The sequence below is a fragment of the Motilimonas eburnea genome (assembly GCF_021295345.1).
Taxonomy (GTDB): Bacteria; Pseudomonadota; Gammaproteobacteria; order Enterobacterales; family CBDFNC01; genus Motilimonas; species Motilimonas eburnea.
This window is the reverse complement of sequence record NZ_JAIMJB010000006.1, coordinates 176,855-195,144: the sequence shown is the minus strand read 5'-3', so window position 1 is coordinate 195,144 and position 18,290 is coordinate 176,855. Positions and strand designations below refer to the sequence as shown.

At 45.9% G+C, this 18,290-nt stretch carries 16 protein-coding genes and 5 tRNA genes; 20 read left to right on the top strand and 1 reads right to left on the bottom strand.

The window, feature by feature from the left end; translation table 11 throughout:
* Positions 1 to 258 precede the first annotated feature (258 nt).
* The 8 genes from ftsB to rpoS are packed head-to-tail and all read left to right on the top strand — an operon-like array spanning position 259 to position 5,975.
* Positions 259 to 549 (top strand): cell division protein FtsB, encoded by a 291-nt coding sequence (gene ftsB, locus K6Y21_RS08095; protein WP_233071331.1) that lies wholly within the window; start codon positions 259 to 261, stop codon positions 547 to 549.
* Positions 542 to 1,243 (top strand): 2-C-methyl-D-erythritol 4-phosphate cytidylyltransferase, encoded by a 702-nt coding sequence (gene ispD, locus K6Y21_RS08090; RefSeq protein WP_233071330.1) that lies wholly within the window; start codon positions 542 to 544, stop codon positions 1,241 to 1,243. Before ftsB ends, ispD begins: the two co-directional genes overlap by 8 nt.
* Complete coding sequence (ispF, locus tag K6Y21_RS08085; protein WP_233071329.1) at positions 1,240 to 1,719, top strand: 2-C-methyl-D-erythritol 2,4-cyclodiphosphate synthase; 480 nt, start codon at positions 1,240 to 1,242, stop codon at positions 1,717 to 1,719. Before ispD ends, ispF begins: the two co-directional genes overlap by 4 nt.
* Positions 1,716 to 2,753, top strand: a complete 1,038-nt coding sequence (gene truD / locus K6Y21_RS08080) for a tRNA pseudouridine(13) synthase TruD (RefSeq protein ID WP_233071328.1) — start codon at positions 1,716 to 1,718, stop codon at positions 2,751 to 2,753. Before ispF ends, truD begins: the two co-directional genes overlap by 4 nt.
* Positions 2,734 to 3,474 carry a 5'/3'-nucleotidase SurE gene (surE, locus tag K6Y21_RS08075; protein WP_233071327.1) on the top strand — a complete coding sequence of 247 codons (741 nt, stop codon included), beginning with the start codon at positions 2,734 to 2,736 and terminating at the stop codon, positions 3,472 to 3,474. Before truD ends, surE begins: the two co-directional genes overlap by 20 nt.
* A complete protein-coding gene (locus K6Y21_RS08070) occupies positions 3,474 to 4,106 on the top strand; it encodes a protein-L-isoaspartate(D-aspartate) O-methyltransferase (protein WP_233071326.1) in 633 nt (210 codons plus the stop codon). The genes surE and K6Y21_RS08070 overlap by 1 nt, the downstream gene beginning before the upstream one ends.
* 4 nt (positions 4,107 to 4,110) lie before the next feature.
* Positions 4,111 to 4,968 carry a peptidoglycan DD-metalloendopeptidase family protein gene (locus tag K6Y21_RS08065; RefSeq protein ID WP_233071325.1) on the top strand — a complete coding sequence of 286 codons (858 nt, stop codon included), beginning with the start codon at positions 4,111 to 4,113 and terminating at the stop codon, positions 4,966 to 4,968.
* 44 nt (positions 4,969 to 5,012) lie between these two features.
* Positions 5,013 to 5,975, top strand: coding sequence for an RNA polymerase sigma factor RpoS (rpoS, locus tag K6Y21_RS08060; RefSeq protein WP_233071324.1), 963 nt, complete (start codon positions 5,013 to 5,015; stop codon positions 5,973 to 5,975).
* Between the two features lie 93 nt (positions 5,976 to 6,068).
* On the opposite strand, the gene mutS is transcribed toward rpoS, so the two are convergent.
* On the bottom strand, positions 6,069 to 8,645 hold the full coding sequence (gene mutS, locus K6Y21_RS08055; protein ID WP_233071323.1) for a DNA mismatch repair protein MutS: 2,577 nt from the start codon (positions 8,643 to 8,645) through the stop codon (positions 6,069 to 6,071).
* A gap of 194 nt (positions 8,646 to 8,839) precedes the next feature.
* On the opposite strand from mutS, the gene recA reads away from it, so the two are divergent.
* The 12 genes from recA (at position 8,840) to oadA (ending at position 18,286) form a co-directional block, all read left to right on the top strand.
* Positions 8,840 to 9,898 carry a recombinase RecA gene (gene recA / locus K6Y21_RS08050; RefSeq protein ID WP_233071322.1) on the top strand — a complete coding sequence of 353 codons (1,059 nt, stop codon included), beginning with the start codon at positions 8,840 to 8,842 and terminating at the stop codon, positions 9,896 to 9,898.
* Positions 9,879 to 10,352, top strand: a complete 474-nt coding sequence (locus K6Y21_RS08045; protein ID WP_233071321.1) for a regulatory protein RecX — start codon at positions 9,879 to 9,881, stop codon at positions 10,350 to 10,352. Before recA ends, K6Y21_RS08045 begins: the two co-directional genes overlap by 20 nt.
* A gap of 319 nt (positions 10,353 to 10,671) precedes the next feature.
* Entirely contained in the window at positions 10,672 to 13,272 is a 2,601-nt protein-coding gene (gene alaS / locus K6Y21_RS08040) for an alanine--tRNA ligase (RefSeq protein ID WP_233071320.1), read from the top strand.
* A 13-nt stretch (positions 13,273 to 13,285) separates the two neighbouring features.
* Positions 13,286 to 14,518 (top strand): aspartate kinase, encoded by a 1,233-nt coding sequence (locus K6Y21_RS08035; protein ID WP_233071319.1) that lies wholly within the window; start codon positions 13,286 to 13,288, stop codon positions 14,516 to 14,518.
* A 102-nt stretch (positions 14,519 to 14,620) separates the two neighbouring features.
* On the top strand, positions 14,621 to 14,803 hold the full coding sequence (gene csrA / locus K6Y21_RS08030; protein WP_233071318.1) for a carbon storage regulator CsrA: 183 nt from the start codon (positions 14,621 to 14,623) through the stop codon (positions 14,801 to 14,803).
* A 180-nt stretch (positions 14,804 to 14,983) separates the two neighbouring features.
* Positions 14,984 to 15,076: transfer RNA gene (locus tag K6Y21_RS08025), tRNA-Ser, on the top strand.
* Between the two features lie 18 nt (positions 15,077 to 15,094).
* Positions 15,095 to 15,171: transfer RNA gene (locus K6Y21_RS08020), tRNA-Arg, on the top strand.
* 59 nt (positions 15,172 to 15,230) lie between these two features.
* Positions 15,231 to 15,307 (top strand) — tRNA-Arg (locus K6Y21_RS08015).
* Between the two features lie 58 nt (positions 15,308 to 15,365).
* A tRNA-Arg gene (locus tag K6Y21_RS08010) sits at positions 15,366 to 15,442 on the top strand.
* A 58-nt stretch (positions 15,443 to 15,500) separates the two neighbouring features.
* Positions 15,501 to 15,577 (top strand) — tRNA-Arg (locus K6Y21_RS08005).
* Positions 15,578 to 16,220: 643 nt separating this feature from the next.
* The gene (locus K6Y21_RS08000; RefSeq protein WP_233071317.1) at positions 16,221 to 16,457 is read left to right on the top strand and encodes an oxaloacetate decarboxylase subunit gamma; all 237 of its coding nucleotides are present in this window, start codon (positions 16,221 to 16,223) and stop codon (positions 16,455 to 16,457) included.
* Between the two features lie 38 nt (positions 16,458 to 16,495).
* On the top strand, positions 16,496 to 18,286 hold the full coding sequence (gene oadA, locus K6Y21_RS07995; RefSeq protein ID WP_233071316.1) for a sodium-extruding oxaloacetate decarboxylase subunit alpha: 1,791 nt from the start codon (positions 16,496 to 16,498) through the stop codon (positions 18,284 to 18,286).
* Positions 18,287 to 18,290 lie beyond the last annotated feature (4 nt).

Below are 18,290 nucleotides of genomic sequence, written 5' to 3'. Positions count from 1 at the left end.
TAGCCGTCCATTCAGTTACCTCCATGGTAATTGATGGTTAGATACATAGATTTAAATCCCTGCCTCGGCGGGGATTTTTGCGTTTTACTACCGTGGTTTTGCCCCCTAATTGCAAAAGTAATAGTGAAAACTATGCTAAATCCCTTAACAATTTCCGTTTGAGTTGCTGATTTGCATGCTTTTATATGGGAAACTAGCTGGCATTAAAGATATAACGCTTTGCTTAACTAACCTGACTGATGGCTTGCTAATACAATTATGCGTTTTTTCACTCTCCTTTTATGTCTAATATTGGCATTACTGCAATACCACTTATGGCGTGGTAAAAATGGTTTGGCTGACTACACTCGCCTAGCCGAGGAAGTGAACCAACAAGAGCAAGATAATGCCGTCTTACGTGAGCGAAACCAGCGCATGTTTGCTGATATCGCCGATTTAAAACAGGGCACGGAATCTGTTGAAGAGCGGGCTAGAAATGAACTTGGTTTAATCAAGCAAGGCGAAACCTTCTTCCGTATTTTACCCAAAGAAAATAAACGTAATGAATAAGCAAACGTATGCCGCTGTTGTGCCTGCCGCAGGAATAGGCGCGAGGATGCAAGCTGAGTTGCCTAAGCAGTATTTGCCCTTGGCGGGAGCAACGGTGATTGAATTAAGCCTAGCCCCTTTGCTTAATCACCCTGAGATTGAGCAAGTGGTGGTGGTATTAGCGGAAAACGATCAATGGTTTAACGTATTAAGCTGTGCTTCTCATCCAAAATTGACCACGGCTAAAGGCGGGGCAGAGCGAGCCGACTCGGTATTGAGCGGCTTGCACTCGGTTGCGCAAGCCGATTGGGTGCTAGTGCATGATGCGGCGCGACCATGTTTAACTAAACTGGATATTGATTTACTCATCGCTCATGCCCGTGAGCAGCAATCTGGGGCTATTCTTGCAACTCAGGTGCGCGATACCATGAAGCGTTGTGATGAATCGGGGCAAATCATTAAGACGGTCGCTCGTGAGCACTTGTGGCATGCGTTAACACCCCAAGGATTTCCCCGTAAAGAACTGATGCAAAGTTTACAACAAGGTATAACGCAAGGGCGCTTAATTACCGATGAAGCATCGGCGATGGAATTAGCAGGTCAGCCCTGTGCGGTGATAGCGGGACGAGGCGACAATATTAAAGTGACTCGACCAGAGGACATGGCGATGGCCGAGTTATTTATTAAGCAATTAAAAAATGAAGGCTTAGCATGATTAGAATTGGGCACGGTTTTGATGTACATAAATTTGGTGGCGAAGGCCCGGTTATTATTGGTGGCGTTGCCGTACCTTATGAAAAAGGTTTAGTTGCCCATTCTGACGGCGATGTGGCATTACATGCCGTCACAGATGCTATCCTAGGTGCGTTAGCGTTAGGTGATATTGGTCGCCACTTTCCCGATACGGATGCCAGCTATGCGGGCATCGACAGTCGAATTTTATTAAGAGATGTGTTTGCTAAAGCAAAAGAGATGGGATTTCGTTTAGGTAACTTAGATGTCACCATCATAGCCCAAGCACCGAAAATGGCCCCTCATATTGATGCGATGCGTGCTTGTTTAGCAGCAGATTTAGACGCGGATATTTCTCAAGTTAATGTTAAAGCAACGACATCGGAGAAACTTGGCTTTACCGGGCGTAAAGAAGGCATTGCCTGTCATAGTGTGGTGTTATTGGTGGCCAACTCATGAGCATTGAAATGAACTGGGCCTATCTTTATGGCGCCCCCACTATCACGGCTCAGTTTAAATCCGAAGTTGAAGATTTTGTGGTGGTTGAAAACCTGGGTTTTCAACCAACGGGTGAAGGCGAGCATGTGTTTATTCGGCTGCAAAAACGCGATGAAAACACGCAATATATCGCCAAAGAAATCGCTAAGATTGCAGGCTTACCTGCCAAGATGGTGACTTATGCAGGCTTAAAAGACCGCAGAGGGATCACAGAACAAACCTTTTCGGTACATATTCCCGGTTTAATCACCCCCGACTTTAGTGCTTTAAACAATGACAATGTCACCATCTTAGATATTACTCGCCATAATAGAAAATTAAAAACCGGCGCTTTAGCGGGGAACGCGTTTTCTATTCGTCTGAGAGATGTGTCTGATATGGCTCAGCTATTGCAAAGAGTTGAGCAGATAAAACAAGGTGTGCCAAACTATTTTGGTCAACAACGCTTTGGTTTTTCTGGTGGCAACATCAGCGCTGCTAAAAGCATGTTTGCAGGGCGTAAAATTAAAGATAGATTTAAGCGCAGCATGTATTTATCTGCAGCGCGTAGTTATTTGTTTAATCGTGTCATCAGTGCGCGTATTGAGCAAAACTTAGCGTTTACCGTGTTACCGGGTGATTGTTGTGGTTTAGTGGGTAGCCGTTCCTACTTCACGACCGAGCAAGCCGATCCCAGCTTGAGTCAACGACTCGCAGAGCACAATATTCAATTAACCGGACCGCTTTGGGGTAAGGGGGAATTAGCCGCGAATCTTGAAGCTGAAGCCTTTGAGCAGGCTGTACTTGAGAATGAACAAGAGTTAAAACAAGGCCTTGAAGACAATGGCTTGCGCCAAGAGCGCCGAGCCCTGTTTATGTTACCCGATCAATTGCAAGTGGCGGTTGAAGGCAATGATGCGGTGATCAGCTTTTACTTGCCATCGGGTTGTTATGCAACCAGTGTCATTCGAGAACTTATCGAAGAGCAGGAGAGTTATGCAAATACTAGTGAGTAATGATGATGGGGTTTTTGCTCCTGGGATTGCAGCATTATCCAACGCGTTAGCTGACATTGCCCATGTCGTCACCGTAGCCCCGGAACGAAACCATAGCGGGGCAAGTAATTCCTTAACCTTAGAGTCGCCATTGCGATTACGCCAGTTGGATAACGGCTTTTACAGCGTGAATGGTACGCCAACAGATAGTGTGCATTTAGCGATTAATGAATTGTTTGAACAAGAGCCTGATATCGTGATAGCGGGGATCAATGAAGGTGCCAACTTAGGGGATGATGTGATTTATTCTGGTACCGTGGCTGCGGCAACGGAGGGACGCTTTCTTGGTCTTCCGGCGATGGCCATTTCGTTAGTGGGTGATAAGCACTACGACAGTGCGGCGCATTACGCTAAAGTCGTTTTAAGCAAATTACAACAATTCGGCCTGAGTGGAGCGCAAGTCTTGAATGTGAATGTGCCTGATTTGCCACTGAACGAGATAAAAGGTATTAAGCTAACGCGTTTAGGAAGCCGCCATCGTGCCGAGCCCATTGTTAAGCAAATTGATCCCCGAGGGAAGTCTATCTTCTGGATTGGGCCGCCGGGTAAGACCCAAGATGCTGGGCCAGATACGGACTTTTACGCTATTGCCAATGGCTATGTTTCTGTGACGCCGTTAACCATAGATTTAACCCATCAAGATGCGCTGGCCAATATGAACCAAGGCTGGGAGTTAAGTTAATGCTAATGACGACTCCCGCAGGCATGGCCCTTGCCAATACTCTACGCGATATGGGCATAGGTAATGAAAAGGTGTTAACTGTGATAGCACAAACACCTAGGCATTTATTTGTTGATGAGGCGTTTTCTCACCAAGCGTGGGAAAATACTGCGCTGCCCATTGGTCAAGGGCAAACCATCTCTCAACCTTATATCGTGGCAAGAATGACTGAGCTGCTACTTGAGGTTGAACCACAGCATGTTTTAGAAGTGGGCACGGGGTCGGGTTATCAAACTACGGTGTTATCACAATTGGTTCCATCGGTCTGCACCATAGAGAGAATTAAGAGCCTTAAGTTTCAAGCGCGGCGCAAATTTAATCGACTCGACTGCCACAATGTCGTGACAAAACACGGTGATGGCTGGCAAGGGTGGCCAAGTAAGGGGCCATTTGATGCCATCATAGTGACCGCGGCAGCCAGTTCTGTTCCTGATGCCCTGCTTACGCAACTCAAAGTGGGTGGGCGATTAGTGATCCCAGTCGGCGAGCAAGAGCAACTGCTTAAGGTGATCACACGAGAGGAGCATCGTTTAGTGAGTCAAACAATCGAAATGGTTCGCTTTGTACCGCTTATTAACGGGGAATTGGCTTGAGTATATGGTGACACTTAGTTTACGCTGGCCTCGTGCTCCGTTTATCCTGCTTATTTTACTTCTGTCGGCGTGCAGTGCTAACCATACGCCTGCTCCCGTAAAAACAGTGGGTAAATATCAAAAGCAAACCTACGGCCAACTGTCACAAAGTGTTTATCAAGTAAAAAAGGGGGATACCTTGTTTGCCATTGCTTGGCGAGCGGGCAGAGATTATAAGGATATCGCCGCATACAACCGAATCAAGCCCCCATATACCATCTTCGTCGGACAAAAACTAAAAATTCCGCCTGCAAAATATAATGCTTCTGGAACCGGTTCCACTAGTGTTAAAAACCAGGTTGAAAGCAAAAAGCAAGCCAAGCAAGTAAAAAATACAGCAGATCATAAAAATTCAAAAATTCAACAAAAAAAACTTGAACAGCCAAAAAGAAAGGAATACGCTGAAAAAAACAACAACAAAAATGCAACAACTGACGTAGCTGCAAATAAGATTACTCAATGGCGATGGCCAACCGATGGAAAAATCGTTGCTCGCTTTTCCACCGCAGAATTGGGTAACAAGGGCATAGATATTGCCGGCAAGCGAAATCAGCCTGTTAAAGCATCGGCCGATGGCAAAGTTGTATATGCCGGAAGTGCCTTAAGGGGATATGGCAAGTTAATCATCATCAAACACAATGATGACTACCTTAGCGCTTATGCTCATAATGATAAGTTGCTCGTTAAAGAGCAGCAAACGGTTAAAGTGGGCCAGCTCATAGCTGAAATGGGAAGTACAGGCACAACCGATGTCCGGCTTCATTTCGAAATTAGGTACCGCGGTAAATCCGTAGATCCATTACGGTTTTTACCAAAAAAATAACCGTAGCAGTACATTTGTACTGCAACTGTTAGGGAGAACACTGTATGAATCTCACTACACAAAACACCAAAGCTTCGCCTAAAGACTCAGATTTAATCGATGATCAAGACATTGAACTAGCGAGCATCGAAGACGACATTGACGAAGAGTTAATGGTTGCTTCCGAAGTCAAGAATCTAGACGCAACTCAGCTCTACCTCGGGGAGATTGGTTTTTCCCCCCTACTGACCGCTGAAGAAGAAGTTTATTACGCTAGACGTGCACTCCGTGGTGACGAAGTCGCTCGTAAACGCATGATTGAGAGTAACTTGCGCCTGGTAGTCAAAATTGCACGCCGATACAACAACCGAGGCTTAGCCCTGCTTGACCTAATTGAAGAGGGGAACTTAGGCTTAATCCGCGCTGTTGAAAAGTTTGACCCAGAGCGAGGCTTTAGATTCTCAACTTATGCCACTTGGTGGATCCGCCAAACCATCGAGCGGGCGATCATGAACCAAACCCGCACCATACGCTTACCGATTCATGTTGTGAAAGAGCTTAATGTTTACCTACGAACGGCTCGCGAGCTGGCACAATCCTTAGATCATGAGCCAACCGCAGAAGAAATCGCTGAAAAGTTGGACCGCCCTGTGGAAGACGTGAATAAGATGCTGCGCCTAAACGAGCGGATCAGCTCTGTTGACACCCCCATCGGTGGAGACACAGATAAAGCATTATTAGATGTGATTGCCGATGAGAAGTCAGGTGGTCCAGAAGGCTCAACTCAAGATGATGATATCAGCTCAAGCTTAGTGCATTGGCTAGAAGAGCTTAATCCAAAGCAACGTGAAGTGCTGGCAAGACGTTTTGGTTTATTAGGATATGAAGCGTCGACGCTAGAAGATGTAGGCCGTGAGATAGGTTTAACCCGTGAGCGAGTGAGACAAATTCAGGTAGAAGCCCTACGTCGATTACGTGATGTGTTAACCCAGCAGGGTCTCAACATTGAAGCCTTGTTTCGTGAATAATCTTTGCTAATGTGATTTGTTATGTAAAAAGCCGCAGTGAATGCGGCTTTTTTGATCTGAGGCTTAAGGCAAAATTTTCCTTAGGGAGTAAGGCTATAGGCTCTGTTTTAGTTGATACAACAGCTCTAGTGCTTGTTTGGGGGTCAGCTCATCGGGATTAATCTGAGCTAATTCCTCAATCACAGGGTGGGGAAGTTCAAAAGGCAAACTCGGCTGACTAGGGGGCTCGGTCTGCTGCGCTTGTGGATCCACGGTTAATTGCTGCTGCCCTTGGTTTTCTAATTGGTGCAATTTACGTTTTGCTTGTTGAATGACCTGTTTGGGGACGCCAGCTAAAGCGGCCACCTGTAGGCCAAAGCTTTTACTTGCCGCGCCTTCTTGCACCGAATGCATAAAGGCGATGCTATCTTGATGTTCTATGGCATCCAGATGCACATTAGCAAGGCCTTGGAGCAATTCGGGCAGTTGCGTTAACTCAAAATAATGGGTTGCAAACAAGGTTAACGCTTGAGTCGATTGTGCTAAATGCTCCGCACAAGCCCAAGCGAGAGACATGCCATCGTAGGTACTGGTACCGCGGCCGATCTCATCCATCAAGACCAAGCTAGAGGCGGTCGCGTTATGCAGGATATTAGCGGTTTCAGTCATTTCAACCATAAACGTAGAACGGCCACTGGCGAGATCATCACTGGCCCCAATACGAGTGAAGATCCTATCGACATCCCCTATGACAGCGTCATCTGCGGGGACATAACAGCCCGTATGCGCCATCAGTACAATAAGCGCAATTTGTCGCATATAAGTCGATTTACCACCCATGTTGGGACCGGTCACAATGAGCATGCGACGATCGGGGTTTAGCGCGACCGGATTGGCAATAAAGGGGTCGTGACTGACTTGCTCGACCACCGGATGACGACCTGCGCTGATTTTTATCCCTGAATCAGCTTTAAGTGTTGGTCTAACGTATTGCAAGGTTTCTGCACGCTCAGCAAAGTTAGCTAACACATCTAACTCAGATAAGGCGACGGCGGTTTGTTGCAGCTGACTCAGATAGGGCTGTAACGTATCCAGTAATTCTTCGTAGAGCTTTTTCTCTAAGGCAAGAGCTTTGCCCTGACTCATTAACACTTTGTCTTCATGGGTTTTTAACTCAGGGATCAAGTAGCGCTCGGTGTTTTTCAAGGTTTGGCGTCGTACATAATGTGCAGGCACTTGGTCACTTTGGCTACGGCTCACTTCAATGTAATAACCGTGTACCTTGTTATAGCTCACTTTCAAGCTGGCTATCCCAGTGGCATGCTTTTCACGCTCTTCTAGTTCAGCGAGGTAATCCGTTGCACCTTTGGATAGGCTGCGCCATTCGTCAAGTTCAGCATGATACCCGGGCGCAATAACGCCACCATCTCGGATCAGCACCGGGGGGTTGTCAATAATGGCTTCTTCTAGCAGCTTCGCTAAATCTGGATATAGGCCAATGCGCTGGCACAATTGTTGTAGCAGTGGGTTATCACTTTCAAGTAATAATTCATGTAAATCCGGCAAGCTGGCAAAGGCGTTTTTCAGTTTTACTAAGTCCCTTGGTCTGGCACTCTTTAACGCTAAGCGGGCAATGACTCGCTCGATGTCGCCGATATTTTTAAGCTGCTCACTGCAATCGGTGTAGAGATTGTGATCGATCAGGGTGGCGATTTGAGTCTGTCTCTGTTGCAGTAACGCGAGATCTCGACTTGGTTGGTGGAGCCAGCGTTTCAATAACCGGCTGCCCATCGCGGTAGCGGTATTATCAAGGACCTCTGCTAAGGTGTTTTCATTACCGCCCGCCAGGTTCTGCGTGAGCTCCAAATTGCGTCTTGTCGCGGCATCTAAAATTACAACACTTTGATTTTGCTCTAAACTAATGCCGTTTATATGGGGCAAGGCTGTTCTTTGTGTATCCTTTATGTATTGTAACAGGCAACCTGCTGCGCAAAGGGCTACCGTTGCGTTGGCGACACCAAAGCCCACTAAATCGCGCGTTTCGAATTGCTGCGTGAGAATCCGCGTTGCTGTGGTTAATTCAAACTCCCATTCAGGACGGCGGCGGATCCCGCGTCGCTGTTCGAACAATTGGATATACGGGAAATCTTCAGGGTAGAGTAATTCCGCTGGATCTAATCGTTGCAGCTCTGCTTGCAAGGTTTCTTGTTCTGGAAATTGGTTAATGACGAAACGACCGCTGGTAATGTCTAAGGTAGCTAAACCAAAATGAGATTGCTGGTAGTAAACACAAGAGATTAAATTGTCTCGGTTATCGTCCAATAAGGCTTCATCACTGACGGTACCGGGGGTAATGATGCGAACTATTTTGCGTTCCACAGGACCTTTGCTGGTGGCCGGATCGCCCACTTGTTCACAAATCGCTGCTGATTCACCGAGCTGCACCAGTTTGACTAAATAGCCTTCAACTGCGTGATGGGGCACACCGGCCATCGGAATGGGTTGACCTGCGGTTTGGCCTCGCTTGGTTAAGGAAATGCCGAGTAAGCGAGACGCTTTTTTAGCATCTTCAAAAAATAACTCATAAAAATCGCCCATGCGGTAAAACAGCAGAATATCAGGTGCCTCAGCCTTTAATGCTAAATACTGTTGCATCATAGGGGTGTGTTGCGAAACATTGTTTTTACTCATCAAGGAATCTCTGCCGTTTGAATCTCGGATTGGATAGTGTGACTATCATTAAACTTGGTTAGAATGTAATTGCAATGAATTAGCCAATAAAGAACTGATTTTATATACAGTGTACTTTTTACTTGATACTGTACGAAACCACAGTATACTAAAGCCAATTACTTAAAACTTATTTTACCCTACTGGAGTCGTAAATGGATCCCAATAAAGAAAAAGCGTTAGCTGCAGCACTAGGCCAAATTGAAAAGCAGTTTGGTAAAGGTTCGATTATGCGTTTAGGCGATGGCGCAGCCGCTATGTTAGATATTGAATCTGTTTCGACCGGTTCCCTAGGGCTTGATGTGGCACTGGGGATAGGCGGTCTGCCTTATGGCCGTATTGTTGAAATTTACGGACCTGAAAGTTCTGGTAAAACCACATTAACACTGCAAGCGATTGCAGAAGCGCAAAGACAAGGTAAAACTTGTGCCTTTATCGATGCGGAGCACGCGCTCGATCCTATTTATGCACGCAAATTAGGCGTGAATGTTGATGAGCTACTGATCTCTCAACCCGATACGGGCGAACAAGCATTAGAGATTTGTGACATGCTTGTGCGCTCTGGCGCTGTGAACCTTGTCGTGATTGACTCGGTCGCTGCGTTGACGCCAAAGGCTGAAATTGAAGGTGACATGGGTGACTCACACGTGGGCTTACAGGCTCGCTTGATGTCACAAGCGCTACGTAAGTTAACGGGTAATATCAAACAAACTAACTGTTTATGTATTTTCATCAACCAAATCCGGATGAAGATCGGCGTCATGTTTGGTTCGCCTGAAACCACCACTGGCGGTAATGCCTTGAAGTTCTATGCTTCGGTACGCCTTGATATCCGTCGAATCGGTGCGGTCAAAGAAGGCGATGAAGTGGTCGGTAATGAAACGCGGGTTAAGGTTGTTAAAAACAAGGTATCCCCTCCGTTTAAACAAGCTGAATTCCAAATTCTTTATGGCGGTGGTATCAACCGTTTGGCTGAGATTATTGACCTTGGCGTAAAAGAAAAGTTAGTCGAAAAAGCGGGCGCTTGGTTTTCTTACAAGGGTGACAAAATTGGTCAAGGTAAAGCCAATGCCTGTCGCTACCTAACGGAACATCCGCATGTCGCACAAGAAATTGAAGGCTTGTTGCGAGAGGCATTGCTGCCCAAACCAGGTGAGAAGGTGAACACTGAAACTGAGTTAGCCAATGAGCTTGATGAATCACAACAAGATTGATCGCAGCGATGCTAGCTTTAACCAAGTTTATCAGGCTGTGATAAACTTGGTTTCAAGACGGGAGCATTCTCGTCTTGAAGTTAAACAGAAATTACTACAAAAAGCATATCCTCCTCAGCTTGTCGAACAGGCCATCTCATCTTGTTGTGAGAGTGACTATATTAACGACACCCGTTATTGCAGTAGTTTTATTCGCATTAAATCCAACAAAGGGTTTGGATTAACGCGGATCAAAATGGAATTAAAGCAAAAAGGGATCGATGCGGAACGGATCCAACAAAGCATAGAAGAGCTTGAATTGGATTGGTTTCAGCTCGCTTTGCAATGTTATCGCAAAAAATACGCCAGTGTCGCGATCTGCGATTTTAAAGAACGTCAGAAACGCCAGCGTTACCTGTTTTCTCGTGGTTTTGATAGCGAGCAAGTCAGGTTTGCTATCGAAGAAGCTAACTAGTGTTTGCTCTTTCAAGTAGCCCAAATCGGGTGGTGAACCAAATAGCGTTGCTGCCCTATATCGCAAACTGAGTGTCATGCTTGTTGTCTCATAACGTGCTTATGGATTTAACTGTGCAAATATGCTGGTTTGGCCAGTTTTAACATCATATTGCTAAGGTGAAGCGCTAGCCTTAGCCAGTACTGTTTTGAATTCACGCTGTTTACTTTTCCCTCGTGTTTCCCCGTGATATATTGTGCCGATTTAATCTTGTCGATTAATGCTGCCAGCATGGCTGAGCATTAATGGTTTAATTTAGCTTAACTCGGAACCGTAATTCATGAGCCAATCCACCGCTGAGATCCGCAACGCGTTTCTTGGATACTTTGAAAGTAAAGGGCACCAAGGTGTCGCTAGTAGTCCACTTGTTCCTGGTAATGATCCCACCTTGCTGTTTACCAATGCTGGCATGGTTCAGTTTAAAGACGTGTTTTTGGGAATGGAGCAACGTCCTTATACGCGCGCAACCTCAAGTCAACGTTGTGTGAGAGCCGGTGGTAAGCATAACGATTTAGAAAATGTGGGTTACACAGCACGCCATCATACCTTCTTTGAAATGCTAGGTAACTTTAGCTTTGGCGATTATTTTAAACGTGAAGCCATCAGCTTTGCGTGGGAGTTTTTAACCGAAGTCGTCAAATTGCCAAAAGAAAAACTTTGGGTGACGGTTTTTGAAGAAGACGATGAAGCTGCTGAGATTTGGCTAAAAGAAATCGGCGTGCCAGCCGATCGTTTATCCCGTATAGGTGCAAAAGATAACTTTTGGTCTATGGGGGATACCGGCCCATGTGGTCCGTGTACCGAAATTTTCTACGATCATGGCGAGCATATTTGGGGCGGTCCTCCAGGCACACCAGAAGAAGATGGCGATCGTTACATCGAGATCTGGAACTTGGTCTTCATGCAATTCAATCGCCACGCTGACGGCACCATGGAGCCACTGCCTAAACCTTCGGTGGATACCGGCATGGGGCTTGAGCGTATTGCTGCTATCTTGCAAGGCGTGCACTCAAACTATGAGATCGACATTTTCCAAGCCTTGATTAAAAAAACCGCAGAGATAACTGGGGCGAAAGACCTAGAAGATAAATCCTTGCGTGTGGTTGCCGACCATATTCGTTCATGTAGCTTCTTGATTGCCGACGGCGTCATGCCATCTAATGAAGGCCGGGGTTATGTATTGCGCCGTATTATTCGTCGCGCAGTGCGTCATGGTCATAAACTGGGGGCAACCGAAACCTTCTTTTACAAGCTAGTACAAGAGTTAGTTAACCAGATGGGTGAGGCTTACCCTGAACTCACGAAGCAACAAGCTATTGTTGAAAAAATGCTTAAGCTGGAAGAAGAACAATTTGCCAAGACCTTAGATCGCGGCTTAGCTATTTTAGATGATGAACTTGCTCAGCTAGAAGGCTCAACTATTCCGGGTGAGTTAGTATTTAAGCTATACGATACCTATGGCTTCCCTGCTGATTTAACCGCAGATATTGCGCGTGAGCGGGATTTGGTGATTGACCAAGAAGGCTTTGAAGCGGCAATGCAAGCGCAGCGTGAAAGAGCGCAAAAGGCGAATAGTTTCGGGACCGATTACAACGATGCCATTAAGGTCGATCATCAAACACGTTTCCTTGGCTATAACGTGACCGATAGCAAAGCTAAGATTGTTGAGATGTTCAAACAAGGCGAATCGGTATCCTCTCTGACTCAAGATGAGGAAGGCATCATCATTTTAGGTGAGACGCCATTCTATGCTGAATCAGGTGGTCAGGTTGGTGACACGGGTGAAATTCAGTTCCCCCATGGCGCGTTTGTGGTTACCGACACCCAGAAGTCGGGTAATGCCGTGTTACACCATGGTTATTTATGTGGAAAAGAGTTGACCCTTGACACCGAAGTGACTGCCGTCGTTGATGCAGAAAAGCGTCAAGCCATCGCATTAAATCACTCAGTGACCCACTTACTGCACGCTGCTTTACGCCATACTTTAGGTGAGCATATTTCACAAAAAGGCTCCTTGGTTGATGCGGAAAAGCTTCGCTTTGACTTTTCACACTTTGAGTCAATGACGATTGAATCAATCCGCCAAGTTGAATATCTAGTAAACAAAGCGATTCGTAACAATTTTGAAGTTATCACTAAGGTGATGAATATCGAAGAAGCTAAGGCGTCTGGCGCCATGGCGCTATTTGGTGAGAAGTACGACGAAATGGTGAGAGTTGTGCAAATGGGTGACTTCTCAACCGAACTTTGTGGCGGTACCCACGCTAAGCGCACCGGTGATATTGGCTTTTTTAAAGTCATTTCAGAAGGCGGTATCGCGGCAGGTGTTCGCCGTATAGAAGCGGTATCCGGCCCTGCTGCGATTGATTTTATTCACAGCTTAGGTGAGCAAATTCAACAAACCCTTGAGCTAGTGAAGGGGGACCAATTCACTATTGGTGCTAAGGTTCGCCAAGTGTTGGAGCGTTCGAAGTCCCTAGAAAAAGAACTAGAGCAACTCAAAGCGAAAATGGCCAGTCAGGCTGGGTCTAACTTGATAGGTCAAGCAACCAAGATTAATGGTGTGGATGTGGTTGTTGCTCACCTTGAAGGAATTGAAGCGAAAGCGCTACGCACTTCGGTGGACGAGCTTAAGAATAAAATGCAATCGGGTATTGTTTTGCTAGCCACATCCGGCGAAGGTAAGGTAAGTTTGATTGCGGGTGTAACTAAAGATCTCATTGGTAAAGTGAAAGCCGGTGAATTAGTGAATATGGTGGCACAACAAGTTGGTGGTAAAGGCGGCGGCCGTCCGGATATGGCCCAAGCTGGCGGCTCGGATGTAGCGGCTTTACCTGATGCATTGAAATCTGTTCAACCTTGGTTAGAGCAACGTCTGTAAAAAGGAAACGCACGTGGGTGTAATTGTTCAAAAATATGGTGGTACCTCTGTTGGTACGTTAGAGCGTATTGAAGCTGTGGCTGAGCGAGTAAAGCGGACTAAGGCCGAAGGCCATGATGTCGTTGTTGTTGTCTCGGCGATGTCGGGGGAGACGAACCGTCTTATTGGCATGGCAAAAGAGTTAGACTTAGATGCGAGTCGCCGAGAGATGGATGTGTTGGTTTCAACCGGCGAACAAGTGACGATAGCTTTGCTCGCTATTGCGCTACAAAAAATTGGTGTTGATGCGGTTTCCATGACAGGCGATCAAATGCGTATGAAGACGGATTCGAGTCATAGTAAAGCGCGCATTCTGGACGTTGAAACGAAAAACTTAGACCAACATTTGGCTGCAGGTAAAGTGGTTGTGGTTGCCGGTTTCCAAGGACGTGATGAATTTAACAACATTACCACCTTAGGTCGCGGTGGCTCGGATACCTCTGCAGTTGCCGTAGCTGCGGCGTTAAAAGCGGATGAATGTCAAATCTATACCGATGTGGATGGTGTGTACACCACTGACCCGCGGATGGTTCCGCAAGCAAGACGCTTAGACACCATCACGTTTGAAGAAATGTTAGAAATGGCAAGTTTAGGGGCGAAGGTTCTACAAATTCGTTCGGTAGAATTTGCAGGTAAATACAGTGTACCACTACGTGTACTATCAAGTTTTAAAGAAGGCTCAGGCACGTTAATCAGTTATGAGGAAGTAAACATGGAATCTCCTGTTGTATCAGGTATTGCTTTTAACCGTGATGAAGCACGTTTAACTATTTGTGGTGTGCCTGATGAACCCGCTATGGCAGCACGTGTTCTATCTCCGATTGGTGACGCAGGTATTGACATTGATATGATCGTGCAAAATACCTTAGGCGACGGCAAAGCGGATTTTACCTTCACTGTACATCGTGATGATTATCGCCGAGCAACGGATTTGTTGAATCAAGTGGCAACCGAAGTGGGCGCTCAAAAAGTGCAAGGTGATGAACATATAGCTAAAGTGTCTATTGTGGGCGTGGGTATGTGGAATCATCCAGGCGTTGCCAAAACCATGTTTGAAGTGCTTGGCCATGAAAATATCAATATGCATCAGATTTCTACCTCTGAAATTAAGGTTTCTGTTTTAATTGATGAAAAGTACCTTGAGCTTGCGGTGCGTTCATTGCACACTGCATTTGGCTTAGATGCGGAGCCTGAAGCAGGTAAGTAGGCGAAAACCCTAATATGCTATCGGATATTAGGTATTACCTTTTTGGTTGATATATGGATAATAGAATCTAACAAAACAGAAAATGGAAACAAGGAGCTGTATATGCTAATTTTGACTCGTCGTGTAGGTGAAACGTTAATGATCGGTGACGAAGTAACAGTGACTGTTCTAGGAGTGAAAGGCAACCAAGTTCGAATTGGTGTGAATGCACCAAAAGAGGTGTCTGTACACCGTGAAGAGATCTACATGCGAATTCAAGCAGAAAAGGGCTCTGATTCCTTCTAACCCTGATTCGATAAAGGAGCCAATGGCTCCTTTTTTTGTATTGGCGTGCTCATTATCAAGATATTGTCTTAAAACTCTCATACTTAACAGGGCCTGCTTAAGAACTGTTCGAACGGTACGCTTTTGTTAAAAATTGTTTGACATATTTCCGGCTGAAGGTAATATGTGCGCCACCAGAACGGTGAGGTGGCCGAGTGGCCGAAGGCGCTCCCCTGCTAAGGGAGTATGGGGTTTGTAGCCCCATCGAGGGTTCAAATCCCTCCTTCACCGCCATTTATGTTCTGGAATGACGCGCATGTAGCTCAGCTGGATAGAGTACCTGGCTACGAACCAGGCGGTCGGAGGTTCGACTCCTTCCATGCGCGCCACTTCTTCTACTTACACGAGTAAGTGCAAGATCTGCGAAATCAGATAAAACGTTTATGACGCGCATGTAGCTCAGCTGGATAGAGTACCTGGCTACGAACCAGGCGGTCGGAGGTTCGACTCCTTCCATGCGCGCCACTTCTTCTGCTTACCTAGTAAGTGCAAGATCTGCGAAATCAGATAAAACATTTACGACGCGCATGTAGCTCAGCTGGATAGAGTACCTGGCTACGAACCAGGCGGTCGGAGGTTCGACTCCTTCCATGCGCGCCACTTCTTCTGCTTACCTAGTAAGTGCAAGCTCTGCGAAATCAGATAAAACATTTACGACGCGCATGTAGCTCAGCTGGATAGAGTACCTGGCTACGAACCAGGCGGTCGGAGGTTCGACTCCTTCCATGCGCGCCACCTTTCTTTATATGCCCCATTTTCATCTTAGCTATTCACTTGTTATCTTTTTGTTATTTGCATATCTATTCTGTAGCTATATTTAAAATCATGTTAAATCAAATATTAGTCATTGTTATTGGATGAGTGATAATTAATAACTATTCACTTTAGCCAAGCCTGCCTCTCGTGTGTCCCCCCTTTTATTCCCCCCTATGCTACGCGGTAATAAAATAACAATTTGAATATCGATTCATATCAAATTAGTTGTCTGTATTTTATTGTTTTTATGGTTTTTATGTCTGTGTTTTCTTGTTTGTTTGAGGTTATATGTTGTATTACTCGTAATTTGAGCAGGAAGGGGTTTTATAATTAAGCAAAATCAGTAGACTAAGGGGCTTTTGTATAAACTAATTCACTCCCTTCATTGGGTAAAAAAACACCTGATATTGACGGCTATCAGTCGTACCTAGGTATCAGGGCCAACATGAAGTGATGAATTTTATTTCATTTATATGAATGAAGAGGCTTTGTCCCTCAAATATAATAAATATATAAAAATGACCTGTCAGTGAATATTTATTCAATGTGGGTTTGACTTTTTAAAGGCCTAGGTAATAATGCTAGCGGATTATTACTTTAGCTCGGATGGACGTAATAAATTATGGATATTACTGCATTGTTATTAGAAGCAGGGAACTTAATGCTGGTTGGCATGATCTCCGTCTTCTTGTTTCTTGGCTTATTGGTTATTGTTGTTCAAACCATGGCGAAATATTGCCCTGCAGACATTCCTGCTGCGGCGAAAAAGCCGGCTGCACAGCCTACGAACAATACACTCAATCCCAAATTGATAGCAGCCATTACCAGCGCGGTACAACAATACCGTGACAATAAGTAACTAGGTTCTAAAAGACTTTAAAAAAGGAGCACAACGTCATGTCTAAGCCTCTCGCTATTACTGAAGTGGTCTTGCGCGATGCGCACCAGTCGCTGTTTGCGACCCGCATGCGTATTGAAGATATGCTGCCAATCGCAGAGAAACTCGACAAAATGGGCTTTTGGTCTTTAGAGACCTGGGGCGGCGCCACATTTGATTCATGTATTCGTTACTTGGGTGAAGATCCATGGGAGCGTATTCGCAAGCTTAAACAAGCGATGCCAAATACTAAGCATCAAATGTTATTACGTGGCCAAAACCTACTTGGCTACCGTCACTATGCCGATGACGTGGTAGAAAAATTTGTAGAACGCGCTCACACCAATGGTGTCGATGTGTTCCGTATTTTTGATGCCATGAACGACGTGCGTAATTTCCAAACGGCAGTCAAAGCCGCCGTCAACGTAGGGGCTCATGCTCAAGGTACGATTTCTTACACTACCAGTGCAGTCCATACGGTTGACGCTTGGGTTGATATGGCTAAGCGCTTACAAGATATGGGCGCACATTCAATCTGTATTAAAGATATGGCGGGTTTGCTAAAGCCGTATGTGGCAGAAGAGCTAGTGACGCGTATCAAAGAAAGCGTTGATCTACCTTTAGCACTGCACTGTCATGCAACAACAGGTCTGAGCATCGCGACCCAACAAAAAGCCATTGATGCGGGTATTGATATTCTAGATACCGCCATTTCTTCGATGAGTATGACGTATGGCCATTCGCCAACGGAAACCATTGTTTCCATTGTTGAAGGCACCGAGCGTGATACTGGCCTTGATCTGAGTGCACTGGAAGACATCGCTTCTTATTTCCGTGAAGTCCGTAAGAAATATGCCAAGTTTGAGGGGGCGTTAAAAGGCGTGGATTCGCGCATTCTTATCGCTCAAGTGCCGGGTGGCATGTTAACCAACATGGAAAACCAGCTTAAAGAACAAGGCGCGGGTGATCGCTTAGACGATGTATTAAAAGAGATCCCGCGCGTTCGCGAAGACCTCGGTTTTATTCCGCTAGTGACACCTACTTCACAAATCGTTGGTACTCAGGCGGTTATTAACGTGCTGATGGGTGAGCGTTACAAGAACATCACTAAGGAAACCGCAGGCGTATTAAAAGGCGAGTACGGTGCGACACCTGCCCCTGTGAATGCTGAGTTACAACAGCAAGTGCTTGATGGTGCTGACGTGATCACTTGTCGTCCTGCTGATTTACTGCAACCTGAGTTGGATGCGCTAACGGCTGAATTTAAAGCCAAGGCCCAAGAGAAAGGTATCAAAGTCGCAGAGAACGAAATCGATGATGCATTGATTTACGCGCTATTCCCACAAGTGGGCCTTAAATTTCTTGAAAACCGCGACAATCCAGACGCATTTGAGCCTGTACCAAGTGCTGATGACGTTAAGCCTGCAGCTGCGGCAAAAACGGAGCCAGAGACCTACGCGGTTAAAGTGGACGGTCAAGTCTTTAATGTTGAAGTGGGTCCCGCGGGAAGCATCGAAACTATTACGCCAGTGGGCGGTGCGCCAGTGAATGTTAATTCGAGTGCTCCAGCTCCAGCTGCAGCACCGGCAGCAGGCCCTGCTGAGGATGTGACTTCGCCTTTATCGGGCACCATTTTTAAATTGGTGGCACAGCAAGGCAGTCAAGTGAATGAAGGTGACGTATTACTGATCATGGAAGCGATGAAAATGGAAACAGAAGTTCGCGCGGCTAAGTCAGGTGTGGTTCAAACAATATACGTTAGTGAAGGTGATTCAGTTGCAGTTGGCGATGCCCTGCTTGCGCTGGCATAAGGAG

Excerpts from the sequence above, each read along its gene's own strand:
- ftsB (WP_233071331.1), top strand. The coding sequence starts at position 259 with ATGCGTTTTTTCACTCTCCTTTTATGTCTAATATTGGCATTACTGCAA.
- ispD (WP_233071330.1), top strand. The coding sequence starts at position 542 with ATGAATAAGCAAACGTATGCCGCTGTTGTGCCTGCCGCAGGAATAGGC.
- ispF (WP_233071329.1), top strand. The coding sequence starts at position 1,240 with ATGATTAGAATTGGGCACGGTTTTGATGTACATAAATTTGGTGGCGAA.
- truD (WP_233071328.1), top strand. The coding sequence starts at position 1,716 with ATGAGCATTGAAATGAACTGGGCCTATCTTTATGGCGCCCCCACTATC.
- surE (WP_233071327.1), top strand. The coding sequence starts at position 2,734 with ATGCAAATACTAGTGAGTAATGATGATGGGGTTTTTGCTCCTGGGATT.
- K6Y21_RS08070 (WP_233071326.1), top strand. The coding sequence starts at position 3,474 with ATGCTAATGACGACTCCCGCAGGCATGGCCCTTGCCAATACTCTACGC.
- K6Y21_RS08065 (WP_233071325.1), top strand. The coding sequence starts at position 4,111 with ATGGTGACACTTAGTTTACGCTGGCCTCGTGCTCCGTTTATCCTGCTT.
- rpoS (WP_233071324.1), top strand. The coding sequence starts at position 5,013 with ATGAATCTCACTACACAAAACACCAAAGCTTCGCCTAAAGACTCAGAT.
- mutS (WP_233071323.1), bottom strand. The coding sequence starts at position 8,645 with ATGAGTAAAAACAATGTTTCGCAACACACCCCTATGATGCAACAGTAT.
- recA (WP_233071322.1), top strand. The coding sequence starts at position 8,840 with ATGGATCCCAATAAAGAAAAAGCGTTAGCTGCAGCACTAGGCCAAATT.
- K6Y21_RS08045 (WP_233071321.1), top strand. The coding sequence starts at position 9,879 with ATGAATCACAACAAGATTGATCGCAGCGATGCTAGCTTTAACCAAGTT.
- alaS (WP_233071320.1), top strand. The coding sequence starts at position 10,672 with ATGAGCCAATCCACCGCTGAGATCCGCAACGCGTTTCTTGGATACTTT.
- csrA (WP_233071318.1), top strand. The coding sequence starts at position 14,621 with ATGCTAATTTTGACTCGTCGTGTAGGTGAAACGTTAATGATCGGTGAC.
- K6Y21_RS08000 (WP_233071317.1), top strand. The coding sequence starts at position 16,221 with ATGGATATTACTGCATTGTTATTAGAAGCAGGGAACTTAATGCTGGTT.
- oadA (WP_233071316.1), top strand. The coding sequence starts at position 16,496 with ATGTCTAAGCCTCTCGCTATTACTGAAGTGGTCTTGCGCGATGCGCAC.